Below are 13,739 nucleotides of genomic sequence, written 5' to 3' on the forward strand. Positions count from 1 at the left end.
GCCGCGTTTCATGGACGGTTTATTCCGAACGGTAGTTCGGCGCTTCCTTGGTGATCTGCACGTCGTGCACATGCGATTCGCGCATGCCGGCCGACGTGATCTCGACGAACTCCGCCTTCTCGCGCAGTTCCTCGATGGTCGAGCAACCGCAGTAGCCCATCGACTGACGGATGCCGCCGGTCAGCTGGAAGATGATCGCCAGCACGCTGCCTTTATAGGCGACGCGGCCTTCGATGCCTTCCGGGACGAACTTGTCGGCCTTGCTCGAGGCTTCCTGGAAGTAGCGGTCTGCCGAGCCCTCGGCCATCGCTCCCAGGCTGCCCATGCCGCGGTAAGACTTGTAGCTGCGGCCCTGATACAGGATGGTTTCGCCCGGCGCTTCGTCGGTGCCGGCGAACATGCTGCCCATCATGACGGTATGCGCGCCCGCCGCCAGCGCCTTCGAGATGTCGCCCGAGAAGCGGATGCCGCCGTCGGCGATGCAGGGCACGCCCGTGCCTTCCAGCGCCTTGGCCACGTTCGAGATCGCGGTGATCTGGGGCACGCCCACGCCGGCCACGATGCGGGTGGTGCAGATCGAGCCCGGGCCGATGCCGACCTTGACCGCGTCCGCGCCGTGTTCGACCAGGGCTTTCGCGGCGGCGGCGGTGGCGATGTTGCCGCCGATGACGTCCACGTGCGGGTAGCGTTCCTTGATCCATTTCACACGGTCGAGGATGCCCTGCGAATGGCCGTGGGCGGTGTCCACCACCAGCACGTCCACGCCGGCCGCGACCAGCAGCTCGATGCGTTCCTCGTCGCGCGCGCCGACGCCGACCGCGGCGCCGACCAGCAGCTTGCCCTGCGAATCCTTGGAAGCCAGCGGGTGCTCATGCGACTTCTGGATGTCCTTCACGGTGATCAGGCCGCGCAGTTCGAAGTCCTCGTTGACGACCAGCACGCGCTCGAGGCGGTGCTTGTTCATCAGGCGCTTGGCTTCCTCGGTGTCGGCGTCTTCGTTGACGTAGACGAGTTTGTCACGCGGGGTCATCTTGGCGCGTGCTTCCGCCTCCAGGTCTTCCTCGAAGCGCAGGTCGCGGTTGGTGATGATGCCGACCACCTGCTTGCCCTCGACCACCGGGAAGCCGCTGATGCCGTGCTGTTGCGACAGCGCCAGCACTTCACGGATCTTCATGGTGGGAGGAATCGTGATCGGATCGCGCAGCACGCCGGCCTCGAAACGCTTGACGCGCGCCACTTCCCTGGCCTGGTCGGCCGGCCTCAGGTTCTTGTGGATGATGCCGATGCCGCCCTCCTGAGCCATCGCGATCGCCAGGCGTGCTTCGGTCACGGTATCCATCGCGGCCGACAGCAGCGGGATATTCAGCGTGATATTCCTGGTCAGTTTGGTGCGAAGGGAAGTTTCGGCCGGAAGAACATTGGAGTAGGCCGGGACGAGCAGCACGTCATCGAACGTGAGTGCTTTTTGGAGTAGACGCATAGCATTTTCCTATAGGCGCAAAAGTGAATTATACAGAAACTGGCAACGCCTGTCGCAGCCCTGGCCAAATATCGGCGCGCATCTCGGCGTTACCGCCATGATTGACAGCCGGAGCGAAGCATGGCGAAATCAGCCTGTTACCTTAGGACAGCTTATGCAAACTCCCTTCCCTTTCCGCCACTTGACGCTCCTGTGCGCCCTGCTGCTGGGCGCCGGCGGTGCCCAGGCCCAGTATTCCTGGATCGATGCCAAGGGCACGCGCCATTTTTCCGACCAGCCGCCACCGCCCTCGACGCCGCCGCAGCGCATCCTGAAAATGCCCGCGCGCCATGCGCCGGGACCGGCGCCCGCGCCCGCCTCTACGCCCGTGGATGCCAGGCCGGCGCCCACCCTGGCCGAGCGCGAAGCGGATTACGTACAGCGCGCCCGGCAGCGCGAAGCGCAGGAAAAGAAGCTGGCCGAGGACGCCGCGCGCCAGCGCGCCCTGCTCGAGAACTGCGAGCGCGCGCGCGAGGTACGGGCCCAGGCGGAGTCGGGCATTCGCATTGCGAAGGTGGATGCGAACGGAGAACGGCGCTTCGTCACGGACCAGGAACGCGCCGAGGAACTGGCGCGCGCCAGGCGGATGCTGGCGCAGTGCCCCTGACCTGCCTCAGCCGCCCGGCAGCGGCACGCCCGGCGCACCCTGGGGCGGGGCGCATACCACGCGGTTGCGCCCGGCCGTCTTGGCCTGGTACAGGGCGCGGTCGGCCCGTTGCATGAGTTCGCCGATACCTTCGTCCGCTTCGAGCATGGCCAGGCCGATGCTCACCGTGTAGGCCACGCCATGCGGATTGCCGGCGTCGTCCGCTCGCCGGTCAAGCGCGGCGCGCAGGCGCTGCGCCACGGCCAGCGCGGATGCGGCATCGGCGTCCGGCAGCAGCACGGCGAATTCTTCGCCGCCGAGGCGGGCGCAATAGTCGACTTCGCGGATCACCTGCTGCGTGCGCGCCACCAGGTCGCACAGCACCTGGTCGCCCACGCCATGGCCGTAGGTGTCGTTGATGCGCTTGAAGTGGTCGGCGTCGAGCAATAGCAGGCCCAGGCCGCTCGACTTGCGCCGGGCCCTGGCCAGCTCGCGTTCGGCCAGGGTGAAGAAGGCGCGCCGCGACGGCGCGCCGGTCAGGTAGTCGTGGTCGGCGGCGTAGCTGGTGTCGGCGATCACGCGGGCATTCGCCATCATCACCGCACCCAGGGTCAGGGCCGGCAGGGCCAGGGTGCCGATCGCGAAGAACATCAGGTTCGCCGTGTCCGGGGGCAGCAGCACCGGCCGGTAGGCGTCCAACGCATAGTAGAGGCCGCGGCACGCGTGGCCCAGGCCCAGCAGCAGAGCGGCGGTCCGGGTGAAGCGATAGGCATAGCGCAGGCGCGCTTCCCTCGCCACAGGCACGCTGGCGAAGATCCCGAAACAGACCGCGCCATGGTAGGCGGACACCGAAGTGATCCGCAGCGGCATCGATTCATGGCCGAGGTGGAACACCACGACGCCGGTCCAGGCCGCCCCTGCGCCGGCCGCCAGCATGCGCCAGGGCACCGGCTGGCCCAGGTGGCGCCGGAATCCGACATACATCAGGGTGCTGGTGCCGAGGAAGACGGCGTTGGCCAGCTCGATGGTGAGCAGGTCGGGCAGGGTGCCGCGCGCGGCGAACAGCAGCAGCGCCGGAATCGCCACCGCGTTCGCCTGTCCCCATTCACGGATGCCGGCCAGCTTGCTGTCCGCGAGCGAACTCAGGACCAGCAGCATGACCACCGACATGGCGGTGGTCACCAACAGCAGACTCAGGGTACTCAGCATGGACAGACGGAGGGCGGAGGATGGAGACGGTGGCGGGAGCGCGCGCACACGCAGAATAGTGCATGATAGCAAGAAATGCTACCCTATTGCATTCTTTCCGGGCGCGTCCTGCCTGCGCCACAGGCCGTCTCCTAGCTGCCCGTCCGGCCCGGTGCGCCCTCCCGCCTGGCCGCACGCTTGCGGCGCGACTCTTTCGGATCAGCCACCAGCGGCCGGTAGATCTCGATGCGGTTGCGCTCGCGCAGCACGGTGTCCAGGGTCTTCTTTTTTGCGTAGATGCCGACCGGCTGGGTCGTCAGGTTAATGTCCGGATAGGCTTCCAGCACGCCGCTCATCTCGATGGCCTGGCCGATCGTGGTGCCGGGCGCCACCGTCAAGGGACGCAGGAATTCCCCGTTCGCGCTGGCGTAGCAGACAGAAATGTGCAGCATGTCCGGCGCCGTCTCAGCCATAGACGGCCTCGGCGCGCTTGCTGAAGGAATCGACCATGGTGTTGGCGATCATGCCGAAGACCGGGCCGATCAGCTGTTCCAGGATGATGCTGGAGAACTCGTAGTGCAGCTCGAAGTCGATCTTGCAGGCGTCGGCGCGCAGGGGCTTGAAGTTCCAGGTACCTTCCAGCATCTTGAACGGACCGTCCACCAGGTGCATCTTCATCTGCGTGGGGCGATTATTGTGGTTCGAGGTAGTAAAGCTCTGCTTCACGCCATGGAGATTGATTTGCAGGCTTGCGACCAGCTTGTCCTCGCTACGCTCGATCACTTTCACGCCGCCGCACCAGGGAAGAAACTTCGGATAGTCCTCGACCTTGGCGACGAGGTCGAACATTTGCTCGGTGCTATAGCCGAGAAAAACTGATTTGTGCACTACTGCCATTGGTCAACCGTTTGTTATGATGTTGGACGAGTTGCATTTTGCGCCATGCGGCATCACATCCGTGTTTGCATAAGCGCCACAGCAGTAGTTTAACCGAGACGCGGATTTTCGCTATTTCATGAGTATCGTTGACAATAAAAAAGCTTTTTTTGACTACTTCATCGAGGACCGCTACGAAGCGGGCATGGTGCTCGAGGGTTGGGAAGTCAAGGCCATCCGCGAAGGCAAGGTCCAGATCAAGGAAGCCTATGTGGTCGTGCGCAACGGCGAACTGTTCCTGTTCGGCGCCCACATCAGCGCCTTGACGACCGCGTCCAGCTTCAGCCACCCGGAGGCGCTGCGCACGCGCAAGCTGCTGCTGCACCGTAACGAGCTGGACAAGCTGGTCGGCAAGGTCGAGCGTTCCGGCTATACGCTGGTGCCGCTCAACCTGCACTTCAAGGGCGGGCGCGTGAAATGCGAGATCGGCCTGGCCAAGGGCAAGAAGCAGCACGACAAGCGCGCCACCGAGAAGGACCGCGATGCCAGGCGCGAGGTCGCCTCGGCGATGAAGCAGCACCGCCGCTGACCGGGCCGGTCAGGGCGCCGGCCGGGCGAAGCGCAGGCTCAGGCGCCACATCAGGAAGCTCAGCACGCAGCCGATGCCGGCGCCCAGCGCGAGCTTGAAGGCGCTGCCGAACAGCAGCGGCGCCACCAGGCCGGAGACGAGCGCGAAGGACATCATCTGGATGAAGCCCACCATCGAGGCGGCCAGTCCGCGGTTGTGCGGGAACAGTCCCATCGCCGACAGCTGGATGCCGGGCATGGCGACCGCCAGGCCGAAGGTGAACACGGCCAGCGGCAGCACGGCCCAGGGCACGCTGGCCGGGAACAGCGCGTTGTAGCCGACGTTCAGCACCGAGGCCGCGGCCATCACGCCGTAGCCGATCCACAGCAGGCGGCCGGGCGGCGCCTTGGCGGCGCGCTTGCCGCCCCATGCCGAGCCGATCACCATGCCGCCGATGAGGGGGATGAACATCCAGGCGAAGGCGGTCTCCGGCAGGCCCAGGATCTCCATCACGAAGTTGGCGGCCGAGCCGATGTACAGCGACAGGCCGCCGAATACCAGGCCGAGCGACAGCGACAGCATCACGAACTGCGGGTGACGCAGCACCATCAGGTAGTTGCGCGCGATCGGCGCCGGGTGGAAGGCCTGGCGCTTCTCGCGCGGCAGGCTTTCCGGCAGCAGGCGCGTCACCAGCAGGATCATGGCGGCCCCGAACAGGGCCAGGAACACGAAGGTCGAGCGCCAGCCGAAGCTCACGTGCAGCCAGCCGCCCAGCACCGGCGCGATGGCGGGCGCCAGGCCGAACACCATCATGATATGGGACATCATCTTCTGCGCCTGGGCGCCGGCGAAGCGGTCCTGCACGATGGCCTGGCCGATCACCGAACCGGCGCCGGCCGACAGGCCCTGCAGCGCACGGAAGAACAGCAGCCAGCCGAAGGTGGGCGCGAGCGCGGCGCCGATCGAGGACAGCGTGTACATCGACAGCGCGGCCAGGATCACCGGGCGCCGTCCGAAGGAATCCGACAGGGTTCCGTAGAACAGCATCATCAGCGCGAAGGTGAACAGGAACACGCTGAGGGTCTGCTGCACCGCCAACGGCCCTACCGCGAATTCGGTCCCGATCGCCGGCATCGACGGCAGGTAGGTGTCGATCGCGAGGGCCCCGATCATGCCGAGGCAGGCGAGGATGGTGGTGAGGAGTCGGTGCATGGCAGTGCCTTGTGAATTGATCGGGCACTGCTGGGCAGGCGTCCGGGGGGGGACGCAATTGTACTGGTTTTCCGGCAAACTTTCCGGCACTCCCTCCGGCGCAGGAGGCCGGATGAGAATCAGCGCAGCGACAGCCCGAAGCGCTCGGTGCGCGGCATCCAGTTGCCCTGGTAGTCGGCCGACACCAGGATGCGCTCGGCGCGTCCGATCAGGAGGTGGCGCGGCACGAAGCCGATGGAGCGCGAGTCGGCGCTGTTGTCGCGGTTATCGCCCAGCATCAGGTAGGCGTCGGGGGGCACGGTCACCGGACCGAAGTCGCGCGCCACCAGGCGCTGTGGCAGCACCTGGATGCGGTGGCTGCGTCCGTCCACGGCCTCGGTCAGGCGCAGCGCCTGGGTCGCACCCTCGGGGCCGGCTTCGCGCACCAGTTCTTCCAGCGCATACCGCGATTCGACACCGTTGATCACCAGGCGCTCGTTGCGCATCTCGACCCGGTCGCCGGGCAGCGCCAGCACGCGCTTGATCAGGCGCGTGCCGTCCAGCGGCGAGGCGAAGGTGACGACGTCGCCGCGCCGCGGCTCGCCGGTGCGCGCCAGTACCACGTCGGTCAGCGGTACCTTGATGTTATAGGCCAGGCGGTTGACGAACACCACGTCCCCTTCCAGCAGGTTGGGACGCATCGAGGCGGAGGGAATCGGGTTCCAGTCCGCCACCGCGGTGCGAAAGACGCCGAACAGCATCAGGAACAGCAGGAAGCCCTTGTTTGCACGGACGAACGCTTTCATCGAAACAGTCTCCTCTTATTGGTATCGACCGGGACGTTATACGCCGCCCGTACGGCGCCAGGCTTTGGCGATGCTTAATCGCGCCTCGGCGGCCTGGCGCCGTGCTCCAGGGCGGCCAGCGCCATGTCCTCGACCAGGCCGGGCGCGACCAGCTTGAGCAAGCGCCCGATGCGGCCCCTGGCCGTCATCACGACCTCGCGCTTGCGCTTGTCCATGCCGGCGATGACCAGGCGCGCGCATTCCTCCACGCTCATCGCGCCCTCCTCCTTCAGCGAACTCGCGCCCAGTTCCCCACCGTGCGCATTGAAGCCGCGGTGGCGGATGCGGGTCGCCACCACGCCCGGATAGGCGATGGTCACGCTCATCCCATCGCCTTTCAGCTCGGCCCGCAGCGCCTCGAAGAAGCCGGCCAGCGCGAACTTGGTGGCGCTGTAGGCGGTGCGTCCCGGCACCCCGACCAGCCCGGCGAGCGAGGACACGGCCACGATGCTCCCGCGCGAGGCCTTCAATGCCGGCAGCGCGGCCTGGGTGCACCAGATCGCGCCCCACAGGTTCACCCGCATCAGCTCCTCGTACCAGGACAGGTCCTCGACTTCCTCGAACAGGGCGTGGGCCGAGCGGCCCGCATTGTTGACCAGCACGTCGATGCGGCCGAAGCGCTCGACGGCGCTGACCACCAGGCGCCGGCACTGGATCTGCACGCCGACGTCGGTCGGTACGGTGAGCGTCTGCGCGCCCAGCGCCGCGCAGGCGCCGGCCACGGCCTCGAGCCCGGCCGCGTTGCGCGCGGCCAGCACCAGCGCCACGCCGGCGCGCGCCGATGCCGCCAGCTGGCGCGCCATCTCGGCGCCGATGCCGTCCGAGGCGCCGGTGATCACGACCACGCGCATGGCGGGCGTCATGGCAGCAGGTCGGACTTCTGCGACTTCACGATCTGCATCGCGCTGGCGATCACGCTCGACATGTCGCCCATGTTGGCCGGGACGATCAGCGAATTGTTGGTCTTGGCCAGCTTGCCGAAAGCGTCCACGTAGTGCTCGGCCACGCGCAGGTTGACCGCATCCATGCCGCCCGGCTCGCGGATCGCGGCCCCCACCTGGCGCAGCGCGGCGGCGCTCGCGTCGGCCAGGGCGACGATGGCGCTCGCCTCGCCCTGGGCGCGGTTGATCGCGGCCTGGCGCTCGCCTTCGGAACGGGCGATCGAGGCTTCGCGCTCGCCGCTGGCGATGTTGATCTGTTCCTGGCGCCGGCCTTCGGAGGCGGCGATCAGCGCGCGCTTTTCGCGCTCGGCGGTGATCTGGCGCTGCATCGCATGCAGGATCTCGGCCGGCGGGGTCAGGTCCTTGATCTCGTAGCGCAGCACCTTCACGCCCCAGTTGGCGGCCGACTCGTCGATCGCGTTGACGATGGTGGTGTTGATGTGGTCGCGCTCTTCGAAGGTCTTGTCGAGCTCCATCTTGCCGATCACTGAACGCAGCGTGGTCTGGGCCAGCTGGGTGATGGCCTGCACGTAGTTCGACGCGCCATAGGACGCGCGCATGGCGTCGGTCACCTGGTAGTACAGGATGCCGTCCACCTGCAGCTGGGTGTTGTCGCGCGTAATGCAGACCTGGGGCGGCACGTCGAGCGGGATCTCCTTCAGGACGTGCTTGTAGGCGATGCGGTCGATGAAGGGCACCACGATGTTCAGGCCGGGCGCCAGCACGGCGTGGAACTTGCCGAGACGCTCGACCACCCAGGCGTGCTGCTGCGGCACCACGTTGATGGTCTTGAAGATGAATACCAGCGCGATGATGAAAATGACCAGTGCCACAGTGCCGAAGGAGAGTTCCATGAGCATCCCTTATAGATGAGTTCCAAGTATTAGCTGATCTTATGAATTGGCGACGATCAGGCGGTTGCCGAGCACCTCGACGATGCGGAAGTCGCCCGCTTCGGCCTGCGCACCCGGCCCCAGCTCGACGTCCCACAAGGCACCGCGGTACATCACGCGGGCACGGCCGTCCTGCCATGCCGGCACCGCGACGCGCTGGCCGATGTCGAGGTTGACGTTGCGGTCGCGGCTCGCCGCGGACCTGGCCGGCTTGCCGAAGCGGCTGCGGTGCAGGACGGCGGTCGCCGCCAGGCCGACCGCGGCGGCGGCCAGGGTCTGGACCGGGCCGCTTGCGCCCGTCAGCGCGGCCAGCGCACCGGCGCCGAGACCGATCGCAATCATCAACAGGTAAAACGTGCCGGTGAACAGTTCGGCTATCACGAGGACGCCCGCGGCCACCAGCCAGCCCATCCAGTCAGTCATCTGCTCTCTCCTCGAGTGGTTCAAACAAGTAAAAAACCCCCGCGACCTGCGACAGGCGGCGAGGGTTCAACGATGTCGGTGTGCGTGCCGATTATGTGCTTTCTGCCAGGAAGTTGTCAGTTCCAGTGTAGCAGGCCTGGGCAGGATTGGAAGCTCCCGGCCAACGTTTATCGCAGCCGCATGAAGAGCAGGAAATCGGCAACGCCACCCTGAACTCGTCCGGGCACGGCCTGCTCACCCATGCCGACAACGACGCCCCGACCGCAGGGGGCGAATCATGCCCTATGTCCTTGTTTCTTGATCTGTATCAATTTCTTTGAATCAACTTCCGACTAGGATGACACCTTTCATCCGTTCACTCCTCGTACCAGCGGCGACTCCAGCGACGTGTGTCGCGCCAGTGGAACCGGCCGCCCGTGCGAACACCCTGCATGCCTCTCGATACGTTTTTGCATCACGACTGTGCTCTTCTTGCCGCACACCCTGCCCCTGATAACACGCTCACACAGGAAAGCAACGCCACATCCATTCTGGACGAACTCAGGCAGGTCGTGTTCCAGACCGACCGCGCGGGGCGCTGGACTTTCCTGAACCGTGCCTGGGAAGCACTCACCAGCTGCAGCGTGGCCACGGCGCTCGGTGCTTCCTGTCTCGCCTACATCCACCCCGACGACCGGGCAAGGGAGCAGGGCCGGCTGGACCAGCTCCTGCTCGGGCAACGCGACTGCTGCCGGCATGAAGTGCGTTATCTGCGCGCCGACGGACAAGTGCGCTGGGTCGACGTGTTTGCGCGCGCCCAGCGTGACGTCAATGGCGTCGTCACCGGCACGGTCGGAACCCTGTTCGACGTCACCGAACGCAAACGCGCGTGCGAGCAGAGCCGGCTCGCGGCGGGCGTGTTCGCCAGCGCGGGCGAAGGCATCCTGGTGACCTCGGCCGATGGCCGCATCGTCGACGTCAACCAGGCCTTCGAAGCGATCACCGGCTACGCACGCGCCGAGGTGCTGGGAAAGAATCCAAGCCTGCTCAGCTCGGGCCGGCAGGGCAAGGAATTCTATGCCGACATGTGGCGCCGCATCGGGCAGGCCGGCAGCTGGAGCGGCGAAGTCTGGAACCGCCGCAAGTCCGGAGAGCTCTACGTGGAGCGCCTCACCATCACCGCCATCTGCGACGAGGCCGGACAGCTGTCGCACCATGTGGGGGTATTCGCCGACATCACGCGCCAGAAGCGTCAGGCCGAGCATCTTGAGCACATCGCGCATTACGATCCGCTCACCGGCCTGGCCAACCGCCGGCTGCTGGCCGACCGGCTGCAGCAGGCCATGGGGCGAGCGCGCCGCAACGGTGCCGGCGTCGGCGCCGGGGTCGCCGTTGCTTCGCTCGACCTGGACGACTTCAAGAAGATCAACGAACTGCACGGCCACGAATGCGGCGACGAATTGCTGGTCACCCTGGCGCGCCGGATCCAGGAGGTGGTACGCGACACCGATACCGTCTGCCGCCCCGGCGGCGACGAGTTCGTGGCCGTGTTCGACGGCGTCGATTCGCTGGCGGCATGCCAGCCCATGGTGGCGCGGCTCCTGCGCGTGATTGCCGAGCCGGTAAGCCTCGGCGGCGCGACCGTGTGCGTGAGCGCCAGCGCCGGCCTGGCCTTCTATCCGCAAAGCGAGGATGTCGATGCCGACCAGTTGATCCGGCAGGCGGACCAGGCCATGTTCGATGCCAAGATGGGCGGCAAGAACCGCTACTTCACCTTCGATACCCATGGCTATCGCGAGATGATCGAACGCGCCGAGGAAATCGAAGCGCTCGAGCGCGCCATCGCCGGCCAGGAATTCACCCTGCACTACCAGCCGATCGTGCATCTGAAGACCGGCCAGCTGAACTCCGTGGAAGCGCTGGTGCGCTGGAACCACCCGACGCGCGGCTGCCTGGCCCCGGGCAGTTTTCTGCCCACCCTCGAGGGACATCCGCTCATGCTGGTCCTGGAGAACTGGATTCTGGCCGAGGCGTTCCGCCAGCACGAGCACTGGCTCGACGAGGGCCTGGACATCGCGATCAGCGTCAACATGAGCGGCGCCCAGTTACGCCGCAAGGACCTGGTCCAGCACGTACGCGGGCTGCTCGCCGCCCATCCGCGCGTGAACCCGCGCCGCATCAAGCTCGAAGTGCTGGAGAGCAGCGCGCTGGAAGACATGGGGCATGTGTCCAACCTGATCCGGCAGTGCGCCGAGATCGGGATCGGTTTTGCCCTGGACGACTTCGGCACGGGTTACTCGTCGCTGCGCTACCTGAAGCAGCTGCCGGCCCGGCGCATCAAGATCGACCAGGGCTTCGTGCGCGACATGCTGCAGGATCCCGATGACCTGGCCATTCTCGAAGGCGTGATCGGCATGGCCGCTGCCTTCAAGCGCGAAGTGGTGGCCGAGGGCGTCGAGACGGAAGAACACGCCGCCATGCTGGTCCAGCTCGGGTGCATGCTGGCCCAGGGGTATGGCATCGCGCGCCCGATGCCCGCGCAGGCGGTGGCGCCCTGGCTGGCCAACTGGCGCCTGCCGTCCTCGGTGGCAAGCTGCGCCCCGCTCGACCGCGACGACACGCTGCTCCTGAAAGCACTGGTCGAGCAGCGCGCGTGGCATGCCGGGCTGACGGCTGCCAGCGGTGAGCAGCGGCGCTGCCAGGCCGCGGTCCCGAACGCCATCCAGACCTTCAACGAATGGCTGGACCTGAACAGCGCCAAACCCGAGCGCTGCCGGCAGGCGCTCGCCAGTGCCCTGGCCTGTCGCGATGCCTTCCTGGCGCAGCTGGGCGCATGCGCGGGCGCGGCCGGCGACGGACCTGGAGACCGGCCTGGAGACGGGCCTGGAGACGCGCCCGGCGGCGCGGTAGCGGCGATGCGGCCCTGCCAGGCAGCCAGTCAGGCCTTTGCCGCTGCCTTGAAGGAGTTGCTCGATGCATGGAAGCGCTGAGGCGGGCAGCTCGGCGTGCGCATACGAACGTCCCGCGCTCGCGGGCGGCACCGGCCTGCTCGGCTCGCAGCTGGCCGCCCGGCGCCGCAACATCCGGGCCGGTGCGTTCGGCATCCTGGCCGTCGCGGTCCTGGCCTTGCTGCTCACCTACGGATGGAACAGCTGGCAGTTGCGCCGCCTGCAGCTGTCGGGCGCCGAAATCTCGACGGTCAATCTCACGCATGCCCTGGCCGACCAGGCCAGTTCCGCATTCAAGATGGTCGATACCGTCCTGGTCGGCTTGGTGAACCGCGTCGAGCAGGATGGGTTGGCGGCGTCGGACAAGGACGCCGTGTACGCGCTGATGAAGGATCACCTGGCCGAACTGCCCGCCTTGCAGGGCTTGTTCATTTACGATCGCGCAGGCAACTGGATCGTCAACTCGGCCGGCCGCTCCTATAACGGACGCAACAACGCCGACCGCGCCTACTTCAGGCACCACCGTGACTTCCCCGACCGCGGCGTGCACATCGGCGCCCCCATCATCGGCCGTACCAGCGGGGCCTGGGTCATTCCGGTCTCGCGCCGGCTGCAGGATGCGGATGGGCGCTTTTCTGGCGTCGTGCTGGCAACCATCAAGATCGATTTCTTCCGCCGGATCTACGAAAAGATCGCGCTGCGACCCGGCGGGAAGCTCATCCTGACGCTGAAGGACGGCACCCAGCTGCTGGCGATTCCCTTCAGCCGAACCGACATCGGCGCCAGGCTGCGCGACACGCCCCTGTTTTCCGAACTGGCCGCCAGGCTGCCGGAAGGCGGGCTGGTGGAGACCTCGTCGCGCCGCCAGGACCTGATCCATGCGGTGCGCCAGGCAGGCGACTACCCGGTCCTGCTTGCCGTCGCGCGGTCGAAGGATCATGTGCTGGCGCCATGGCGCGAGTCGGTGCTGGCGGCCGGCACGGCGCTGTTCGCGCTGGCGGCCTGCCTGGGCGCCATGGGCATCTACCTGGTACGCCAGATGCATGAGCGCGACGGGCTGGAGCACCAGCTGATGGGGGCCAAGACGACGCTCGAAAGCCTGAATGCGTCCTTGCTGACGCAGTCGCAAAACGATCCGCTCACCGGCCTGTTCAACCGGCGCTATGTCGAGGCCGCGCTCGAGCGGGAGGTTGCGCAGGCGCAGCGAGATGGCGGCTTGCTCGCCGCCTTGATGATCGACGTCGACCATTTTAAGCAATACAACGATCGTTACGGTCACCTGGCCGGTGACGCCACCTTGATCGAGGTGGCGCGCACCGTCCGGCGCGGCGCATGCCGGCCGCGCGATGTGGCCGGCCGCTTCGGCGGCGAAGAGTTCGTGGTCCTCCTGCCCGCCACCGACCTGGCGGGCGCCGCGGTCGTCGCCGAGACGATCCGCGCCGACCTGCAGCGCCGCGGCGTGGCCCATCGCGATGCGCCTGGCGGGATGCTTTCACTCAGTATCGGCGTTGCCTGCATCGCGCCGGTCCATTGCCCGGATGCCGCGAACACCCTGCTCGACCGGGCCGACGGCGCCCTGTATGCGGCCAAGGCGAATGGACGGAACCGCGTCGATTGCGACGACAGGCGCGGCGCGGACAGCCTTGCACCGCGGAGGCCATCGACGCACGCCTCCGATCCTGGTAATTTTGATCTGGGTCAATGACGCTCTGCATGGAAGGCCCGTATGGTTTGGCCATCGAGACCGGGCCCGCGCCGCGGCCCCCCACCAGATATCCCAGC

General features: G+C 66.7%; 13 protein-coding genes. 4 read left to right on the forward strand and 9 right to left on the reverse strand.

Features of this window, described 5'->3' with window-relative positions:
• Positions 1 to 19: 19 nt before the first annotated feature.
• On the reverse strand, positions 20 to 1,480 hold the full coding sequence (gene guaB / locus LCI23_RS16715; RefSeq protein WP_224947584.1) for an IMP dehydrogenase: 1,461 nt from the start codon (positions 1,478 to 1,480) through the stop codon (positions 20 to 22).
• 154 nt (positions 1,481 to 1,634) lie between these two features.
• Here guaB and LCI23_RS16720 point away from each other — a divergent pair, with 154 nt between their 5' ends.
• Positions 1,635 to 2,126, forward strand: coding sequence for a DUF4124 domain-containing protein (locus LCI23_RS16720; protein WP_224947585.1), 492 nt, complete (start codon positions 1,635 to 1,637; stop codon positions 2,124 to 2,126).
• A 6-nt stretch (positions 2,127 to 2,132) separates the two neighbouring features.
• Here LCI23_RS16720 and LCI23_RS16725 read toward each other — a convergent pair whose 3' ends face one another.
• From LCI23_RS16725 to LCI23_RS16735, 3 genes are all read right to left on the reverse strand, one after another.
• Complete coding sequence (locus tag LCI23_RS16725) at positions 2,133 to 3,314, reverse strand: diguanylate cyclase (RefSeq protein ID WP_224947586.1); 1,182 nt, start codon at positions 3,312 to 3,314, stop codon at positions 2,133 to 2,135.
• A gap of 131 nt (positions 3,315 to 3,445) precedes the next feature.
• A complete protein-coding gene (locus LCI23_RS16730; RefSeq protein ID WP_235584471.1) occupies positions 3,446 to 3,745 on the reverse strand; it encodes an RnfH family protein in 300 nt (99 codons plus the stop codon).
• A 13-nt stretch (positions 3,746 to 3,758) separates the two neighbouring features.
• A complete protein-coding gene (locus LCI23_RS16735) occupies positions 3,759 to 4,190 on the reverse strand; it encodes a type II toxin-antitoxin system RatA family toxin (RefSeq protein WP_224947588.1) in 432 nt (143 codons plus the stop codon).
• Between the two features lie 118 nt (positions 4,191 to 4,308).
• On the opposite strand from LCI23_RS16735, the gene smpB reads away from it, so the two are divergent.
• The gene (smpB, locus tag LCI23_RS16740) at positions 4,309 to 4,758 is read left to right on the forward strand and encodes an SsrA-binding protein SmpB (protein ID WP_224947589.1); all 450 of its coding nucleotides are present in this window, start codon (positions 4,309 to 4,311) and stop codon (positions 4,756 to 4,758) included.
• A gap of 9 nt (positions 4,759 to 4,767) precedes the next feature.
• Here smpB and LCI23_RS16745 read toward each other — a convergent pair whose 3' ends face one another.
• From LCI23_RS16745 to LCI23_RS16765, 5 genes are all read right to left on the reverse strand, one after another.
• Complete coding sequence (locus tag LCI23_RS16745; protein ID WP_224947590.1) at positions 4,768 to 5,949, reverse strand: multidrug effflux MFS transporter; 1,182 nt, start codon at positions 5,947 to 5,949, stop codon at positions 4,768 to 4,770.
• A 119-nt stretch (positions 5,950 to 6,068) separates the two neighbouring features.
• Entirely contained in the window at positions 6,069 to 6,734 is a 666-nt protein-coding gene (gene lepB / locus LCI23_RS16750) for a signal peptidase I (RefSeq protein WP_224947591.1), read from the reverse strand.
• A gap of 74 nt (positions 6,735 to 6,808) precedes the next feature.
• The gene (locus LCI23_RS16755) at positions 6,809 to 7,624 is read right to left on the reverse strand and encodes an SDR family oxidoreductase (RefSeq protein WP_224947666.1); all 816 of its coding nucleotides are present in this window, start codon (positions 7,622 to 7,624) and stop codon (positions 6,809 to 6,811) included.
• A gap of 8 nt (positions 7,625 to 7,632) precedes the next feature.
• Positions 7,633 to 8,568 carry an SPFH domain-containing protein gene (locus LCI23_RS16760; RefSeq protein ID WP_224947592.1) on the reverse strand — a complete coding sequence of 312 codons (936 nt, stop codon included), beginning with the start codon at positions 8,566 to 8,568 and terminating at the stop codon, positions 7,633 to 7,635.
• Positions 8,569 to 8,607: 39 nt separating this feature from the next.
• Complete coding sequence (locus tag LCI23_RS16765; protein WP_224947593.1) at positions 8,608 to 9,030, reverse strand: NfeD family protein; 423 nt, start codon at positions 9,028 to 9,030, stop codon at positions 8,608 to 8,610.
• A gap of 431 nt (positions 9,031 to 9,461) precedes the next feature.
• On the opposite strand from LCI23_RS16765, the gene LCI23_RS16770 reads away from it, so the two are divergent.
• Both LCI23_RS16770 and LCI23_RS16775 read left to right on the forward strand, forming a co-directional pair.
• Positions 9,462 to 11,999: a bifunctional diguanylate cyclase/phosphodiesterase gene (locus LCI23_RS16770; protein ID WP_224947594.1), complete on the forward strand. Its 2,538-nt coding sequence runs from the start codon at positions 9,462 to 9,464 to the stop codon at positions 11,997 to 11,999.
• Complete coding sequence (locus LCI23_RS16775; protein ID WP_224947595.1) at positions 11,983 to 13,662, forward strand: diguanylate cyclase; 1,680 nt, start codon at positions 11,983 to 11,985, stop codon at positions 13,660 to 13,662. The genes LCI23_RS16770 and LCI23_RS16775 overlap by 17 nt, the downstream gene beginning before the upstream one ends.
• Positions 13,663 to 13,739 lie beyond the last annotated feature (77 nt).

This window comes from Massilia sp. MS-15 (genome assembly GCF_020176695.1).
Lineage (GTDB): Bacteria > Pseudomonadota > Gammaproteobacteria > Burkholderiales > Burkholderiaceae_D > Telluria > Telluria hydrophila.

What these genes read in the sequence shown, in the direction of transcription:
- guaB (WP_224947584.1), bottom strand. Translation starts at nt 1,480, where the DNA reads ATGCGTCTACTCCAAAAAGCACTCACGTTCGATGACGTGCTGCTCGTC.
- LCI23_RS16720 (WP_224947585.1), top strand. Translation starts at nt 1,635, where the DNA reads ATGCAAACTCCCTTCCCTTTCCGCCACTTGACGCTCCTGTGCGCCCTG.
- LCI23_RS16725 (WP_224947586.1), bottom strand. Translation starts at nt 3,314, where the DNA reads ATGCTGAGTACCCTGAGTCTGCTGTTGGTGACCACCGCCATGTCGGTG.
- LCI23_RS16730 (WP_235584471.1), bottom strand. Translation starts at nt 3,745, where the DNA reads ATGCTGCACATTTCTGTCTGCTACGCCAGCGCGAACGGGGAATTCCTG.
- LCI23_RS16735 (WP_224947588.1), bottom strand. Translation starts at nt 4,190, where the DNA reads ATGGCAGTAGTGCACAAATCAGTTTTTCTCGGCTATAGCACCGAGCAA.
- smpB (WP_224947589.1), top strand. Translation starts at nt 4,309, where the DNA reads ATGAGTATCGTTGACAATAAAAAAGCTTTTTTTGACTACTTCATCGAG.
- LCI23_RS16745 (WP_224947590.1), bottom strand. Translation starts at nt 5,949, where the DNA reads ATGCACCGACTCCTCACCACCATCCTCGCCTGCCTCGGCATGATCGGG.
- lepB (WP_224947591.1), bottom strand. Translation starts at nt 6,734, where the DNA reads ATGAAAGCGTTCGTCCGTGCAAACAAGGGCTTCCTGCTGTTCCTGATG.
- LCI23_RS16755 (WP_224947666.1), bottom strand. Translation starts at nt 7,624, where the DNA reads ATGCGCGTGGTCGTGATCACCGGCGCCTCGGACGGCATCGGCGCCGAG.
- LCI23_RS16760 (WP_224947592.1), bottom strand. Translation starts at nt 8,568, where the DNA reads ATGGAACTCTCCTTCGGCACTGTGGCACTGGTCATTTTCATCATCGCG.
- LCI23_RS16765 (WP_224947593.1), bottom strand. Translation starts at nt 9,030, where the DNA reads ATGACTGACTGGATGGGCTGGCTGGTGGCCGCGGGCGTCCTCGTGATA.
- LCI23_RS16770 (WP_224947594.1), top strand. Translation starts at nt 9,462, where the DNA reads ATGCCTCTCGATACGTTTTTGCATCACGACTGTGCTCTTCTTGCCGCA.
- LCI23_RS16775 (WP_224947595.1), top strand. Translation starts at nt 11,983, where the DNA reads ATGCATGGAAGCGCTGAGGCGGGCAGCTCGGCGTGCGCATACGAACGT.